This window comes from Vibrio sp. R78045 (assembly GCF_042466085.1).
In the GTDB taxonomy this organism is placed as follows: domain Bacteria; phylum Pseudomonadota; class Gammaproteobacteria; order Enterobacterales; family Vibrionaceae; genus Vibrio; species Vibrio cyclitrophicus.
This window is the reverse complement of sequence record NZ_JAXHBS010000017.1, coordinates 499622-506089: the sequence shown is the minus strand read 5'-3', so window position 1 is coordinate 506089 and position 6468 is coordinate 499622. Positions and strand designations below refer to the sequence as shown.

General features: G+C 48.4%; 2 tRNA genes and 4 rRNA genes. All 6 read right to left on the bottom strand.

What is annotated here, in order from left to right:
* Positions 1-350 (bottom strand): 16S ribosomal RNA (locus SJY39_RS21725); the annotation flags it as partial.
* A gap of 449 nt (positions 351-799) precedes the next feature.
* Positions 800-915 (bottom strand): 5S ribosomal RNA (rrf, locus tag SJY39_RS21720).
* A gap of 114 nt (positions 916-1029) precedes the next feature.
* A 23S ribosomal RNA gene (locus SJY39_RS21715) occupies positions 1030-3923 on the bottom strand.
* 344 nt (positions 3924-4267) lie between these two features.
* Positions 4268-4344, bottom strand: a tRNA-Ala gene (locus tag SJY39_RS21710).
* 14 nt (positions 4345-4358) lie between these two features.
* Positions 4359-4435, bottom strand: a tRNA-Ile gene (locus tag SJY39_RS21705).
* Between the two features lie 67 nt (positions 4436-4502).
* A 16S ribosomal RNA gene (locus SJY39_RS21700) occupies positions 4503-6057 on the bottom strand.
* Positions 6058-6468: the final 411 nt, after the last annotated feature.

Below are 6468 nucleotides of genomic sequence, written 5' to 3'. Positions count from 1 at the left end.
AGTCTGGACCGTGTCTCAGTTCCAGTGTGGCTGATCATCCTCTCAGACCAGCTAGGGATCGTCGCCTTGGTGAGCCATTACCTCACCAACTAGCTAATCCCACCTAGGCATATCTTGACGCGAGAGGCCCGAAGGTCCCCCTCTTTGGCCCGTAGGCATCATGCGGTATTAGCCATCGTTTCCAATGGTTATCCCCCACATCAAGGCAATTTCCTAGGCATTACTCACCCGTCCGCCGCTCGACGCCCATTAACGCACCCGAAGGATTGTTAGTGTCGTTTCCGCTCGACTTGCATGTGTTAGGCCTGCCGCCAGCGTTCAATCTGAGCCATGATCAAACTCTTCAATTTAAAGTTTTGATTACCTAAATTAATAGGTGTGACTCAACGAATACTGACTTCAAAACTAATATTCATTGCTCTTTCGAAAAAGATTGATGAACATGTAATTCTAAAGCTATTACCATTCCAACAGAATGGTAATGAATTGACTGTGCCGAATAACTACAAGTAGTTAAACGTATTGGTCACTCAGTTCATTGAAATCAAGTTTGTTACCGAAGTAACTGTTTTATCCAAAAGGATAAAACGTTTTGATATTCATCAACGAGTGCCCACACAGATTGATAGGTTTAAATTGTTAAAGAGCTTGTTCTCTAAAAAGAGAACGCTTTCAGTGCCTTAGCACTTAAGCAGGACGCGTATAATACGCTTTCCACTTTGAAAGTCAACATAAAATACTAAGAAAACTTAGAACTCTATGGTGACTTGTCTATTAAATAGACAAAGTCGAAATTAAAGCCTGGCGATGTCCTACTCTCACATGGGGAAGCCCCACACTACCATCGGCGCTATTGTGTTTCACTTCTGAGTTCGGCATGGAATCAGGTGGGTCCACAATGCTATGGTCGCCAAGCAAATTTTAAAATTCGGAAAGCTGCTTCTCTATTTAATAGAGCTATAAAAGTATCTCTTCAAACGCATTCAAGGTCTGTCTTTCTTTGAGTCCACAAAACCCCTTGGGTGTTGTATGGTTAAGCCTCACGGGCAATTAGTACAGGTTAGCTCAATGCCTCGCAGCACTTACACACCCTGCCTATCAACGTCGTAGTCTACGACAACCCTTTAGGACACTTATAGTGCCAGGGAAAACTCATCTCAAGGCTCGCTTCCCGCTTAGATGCTTTCAGCGGTTATCGATTCCGAACTTAGCTACCGGGCAATGCCATTGGCATGACAACCCGAACACCAGAGGTTCGTCCACTCCGGTCCTCTCGTACTAGGAGCAGCCCCTTTCAATTTTCCAACGCCCACGGCAGATAGGGACCGAACTGTCTCACGACGTTCTAAACCCAGCTCGCGTACCACTTTAAATGGCGAACAGCCATACCCTTGGGACCGACTTCAGCCCCAGGATGTGATGAGCCGACATCGAGGTGCCAAACACCGCCGTCGATATGAACTCTTGGGCGGTATCAGCCTGTTATCCCCGGAGTACCTTTTATCCGTTGAGCGATGGCCCTTCCATTCAGAACCACCGGATCACTATGACCTGCTTTCGCACCTGCTCGAATTGTCATTCTCGCAGTCAAGCGGGCTTATGCCATTGCACTAACCACACGATGTCCAACCGTGTTTAGCCCACCTTCGTGCTCCTCCGTTACTCTTTGGGAGGAGACCGCCCCAGTCAAACTACCCACCAGGCACTGTCCGTAACCCCGATTCAGGGGCCAACGTTAGAACATCAAAACTACAAGGGTGGTATTTCAAGGACGACTCCATCACATCTAGCGACGCAATTTCATAGTCTCCCACCTATCCTACACATGTAGGTTCAATGTTCAGTGCCAAGCTGTAGTAAAGGTTCACGGGGTCTTTCCGTCTAGCCGCGGGTACACTGCATCTTCACAGCGATTTCAATTTCACTGAGTCTCGGGTGGAGACAGCGTGGCCATCATTACGCCATTCGTGCAGGTCGGAACTTACCCGACAAGGAATTTCGCTACCTTAGGACCGTTATAGTTACGGCCGCCGTTTACCGGGGCTTCGATCAAGAGCTTCGACCGAAGTCTAACCCCATCAATTAACCTTCCGGCACCGGGCAGGCGTCACACCGTATACGTCATCTTACGATTTTGCACAGTGCTGTGTTTTTAATAAACAGTTGCAGCCACCTGGTATCTGCGACTCTCGTCTGCTCCATCCGCAAGGGACTTCACTGATAAGAGCGTACCTTCTCCCGAAGTTACGGTACCATTTTGCCTAGTTCCTTCACCCGAGTTCTCTCAAGCGCCTTGGTATTCTCTACCCGACCACCTGTGTCGGTTTGGGGTACGATTCCTTACAATCTGAAGCTTAGAGGCTTTTCCTGGAAGCATGGCATCAATGACTTCACTACCGTAGTAGCTCGACATCGTATCTCAGCGTTAGTAGCGGTCCGGATTTACCTAAACCACCCGCCTACATACTTGAACCTGGACAACCGTCGCCAGGCCCACCTAGCCTTCTCCGTCCCCCCATCGCAATTGTAAGAAGTACGGGAATATTAACCCGTTTCCCATCGACTACGCCTTTCGGCCTCGCCTTAGGAGTCGACTTACCCTGCCCCGATTAACGTTGGACAGGAACCCTTGGTCTTCCGGCGAGGGAGTTTTTCACTCCCTTTATCGTTACTCATGTCAGCATTCGCACTTCTGATACCTCCAGCAGCCCTTACAGACCACCTTCAACGGCTTACAGAACGCTCCCCTACCCCACATACCCTAAGGTACGTAGCCGCAGCTTCGGTGTATAGCTTAGCCCCGTTACATCTTCCGCGCAGGCCGACTCGACCAGTGAGCTATTACGCTTTCTTTAAATGATGGCTGCTTCTAAGCCAACATCCTGGCTGTCTGAGCCTTCCCACATCGTTTCCCACTTAGCTATACTTTGGGACCTTAGCTGGCGGTCTGGGTTGTTTCCCTCTCCACGACGGACGTTAGCACCCGCCGTGTGTCTCCCGGATAGTACTTACTGGTATTCGGAGTTTGCAAAGGGTTGGTAAGTCGGGATGACCCCCTAGCCTTAACAGTGCTCTACCCCCAGTAGTATTCGTCCGAGGCGCTACCTAAATAGCTTTCGGGGAGAACCAGCTATCTCCAGGTTTGATTGGCCTTTCACCCCTAGCCACAAGTCATCCGCTAATTTTTCAACATTAGTCGGTTCGGTCCTCCAGTTGATGTTACTCAACCTTCAACCTGCCCATGGCTAGATCACCTGGTTTCGGGTCTAATCCTAGCAACTGTACGCCCAGTTAAGACTCGGTTTCCCTACGGCTCCCCTAAACGGTTAACCTTGCTACTAAAATTAAGTCGCTGACCCATTATACAAAAGGTACGCAGTCACACCACGAAGGTGCTCCTACTGCTTGTACGTACACGGTTTCAGGTTCTATTTCACTCCCCTCACAGGGGTTCTTTTCGCCTTTCCCTCACGGTACTGGTTCACTATCGGTCAGTCAGTAGTATTTAGCCTTGGAGGATGGTCCCCCCATATTCAGACAGGATATCACGTGTCCCGCCCTACTCGTTTTCACTGATTATGAGATGTCGACTACGGGGCTATCACCCTTTACTGCGGCACTTTCCAGAGCCTTCGTCTGTCTCATTAAAAGCTTAAGGGCTAATCCAATTTCGCTCGCCGCTACTTTCGGAATCTCGGTTGATTTCTCTTCCTCGGGGTACTTAGATGTTTCAGTTCCCCCGGTTTGCCTCCTGTTGCTATGTATTCACAACAGGATACGTGCTTATGCACGTGGGTTTCCCCATTCAGGAATCCCAGACTCAAAAGGTTATTACTACCTAATCTGGGCTTATCGCAAGTTATTACGCCTTTCATCGCCTCTGACTGCCAAGGCATCCACCGTGTACGCTTAGTCACTTAACCATACAACCCGAAAGGGTCTTAGTGTATGGCAACTAACCAAGGTTTTTGGTTGTCATCAAGAAGGGTTAATTCTCAATGACTGTTTGCCGGACTCAATTTACTTCTTGTTTCCACTTTTTAATAAAAAGTAGAATCAAAAAATGAACAATCATTTCTGATCATTCGAATACAAGACACTTGAATGTGTTTGTTGTGTTTATCTAATGAAAGATAAACATTGAGAACTTTTAAATTTGATTGAATTACTCGTAAGTAATCAATCAGTCAGCTTTCCAAATTGTTAAAGAGCTTGATTCAATAAAATGAACCATTTTTAAAGACTCTCTTAAGAGAATACTTAAAGATGGTGGAGCTATGCGGGATTCGAACCGCAGACCTCCTGCGTGCAAGGCAGGCGCTCTCCCAGCTGAGCTATAGCCCCATCTAGGTCGATATTGGTGGGTCTGAGTGGACTTGAACCACCGACCTCCCGCTTATCAGGCGAGCGCTCTAACCAGCTGAGCTACAGACCCAATATCGTCTCTTAACTTTTTTAAACCTAATCAATCTGTGTGGACACTCATCGTAAGTATCTTCGTATAAGGAGGTGATCCAGCCCCAGGTTCCCCTAGGGCTACCTTGTTACGACTTCACCCCAGTCATGAACCACAAAGTGGTGAGCGTCCTCCCCGAAAGGTTAAACTACCCACTTCTTTTGCAGCCCACTCCCATGGTGTGACGGGCGGTGTGTACAAGGCCCGGGAACGTATTCACCGTGACATTCTGATTCACGATTACTAGCGATTCCGACTTCATGGAGTCGAGTTGCAGACTCCAATCCGGACTACGACGCACTTTTTGGGATTCGCTCACTATCGCTAGCTTGCTGCCCTCTGTATGCGCCATTGTAGCACGTGTGTAGCCCTACTCGTAAGGGCCATGATGACTTGACGTCGTCCCCACCTTCCTCCGGTTTATCACCGGCAGTCTCCCTGGAGTTCCCGACATGACTCGCTGGCAAACAAGGATAAGGGTTGCGCTCGTTGCGGGACTTAACCCAACATTTCACAACACGAGCTGACGACAGCCATGCAGCACCTGTCTCAGAGCTCCCGAAGGCACACCTGCGTCTCCGCTGGCTTCTCTGGATGTCAAGAGTAGGTAAGGTTCTTCGCGTTGCATCGAATTAAACCACATGCTCCACCGCTTGTGCGGGCCCCCGTCAATTCATTTGAGTTTTAATCTTGCGACCGTACTCCCCAGGCGGTCTACTTAACGCGTTAGCTCCGAAAGCCACGGCTCAAGGCCACAACCTCCAAGTAGACATCGTTTACGGCGTGGACTACCAGGGTATCTAATCCTGTTTGCTCCCCACGCTTTCGCATCTGAGTGTCAGTGTCTGTCCAGGGGGCCGCCTTCGCCACTGGTATTCCTTCAGATCTCTACGCATTTCACCGCTACACCTGAAATTCTACCCCCCTCTACAGCACTCTAGTTCACCAGTTTCAAATGCAGTTCCGAGGTTGAGCCCCGGGCTTTCACATCTGACTTAATGAACCACCTGCATGCGCTTTACGCCCAGTAATTCCGATTAACGCTCGCACCCTCCGTATTACCGCGGCTGCTGGCACGGAGTTAGCCGGTGCTTCTTCTGTTGCTAACGTCAAGATGCGCAGCTATTAACTACACACCCTTCCTCACAACTGAAAGTACTTTACAACCCGAAGGCCTTCTTCATACACGCGGCATGGCTGCATCAGGCTTTCGCCCATTGTGCAATATTCCCCACTGCTGCCTCCCGTAGGAGTCTGGACCGTGTCTCAGTTCCAGTGTGGCTGATCATCCTCTCAGACCAGCTAGGGATCGTCGCCTTGGTGAGCCATTACCTCACCAACTAGCTAATCCCACCTAGGCATATCTTGACGCGAGAGGCCCGAAGGTCCCCCTCTTTGGCCCGTAGGCATCATGCGGTATTAGCCATCGTTTCCAATGGTTATCCCCCACATCAAGGCAATTTCCTAGGCATTACTCACCCGTCCGCCGCTCGACGCCCATTAACGCACCCGAAGGATTGTTAGTGTCGTTTCCGCTCGACTTGCATGTGTTAGGCCTGCCGCCAGCGTTCAATCTGAGCCATGATCAAACTCTTCAATTTAAGATTTTGTGACTCAACGAATACTGACTTCAAAACTAATATTCATTCGCTCTTTCGAAAAAGATTGATGAACATGTAATTCTAAAGCTATTACCATTCCAACAGAATGGTAATGAATTGACTGTGCCGAATAACTACAAGTAGTTAAACGTATTGGTCACTCAGTTCATTGAAATCAATTTTGATTCCGAAGAATCTGTTTTATCTAACGATAAAACGTTTTGATATTCATCAACGAGTGCCCACACAGATTGATAGGTTTAAATTGTTAAAGAGCTTGTTCTCTAAAAAGAGAACGCTTTCAGTGCCTTAGCACTTAAGCAGGACGCGTATAATACGCTTTCCACTTTGAAAGTCAACATAAAATACTAAGAAAACTTAGAACTCTATGGTGACTTGTCTATTAAATAG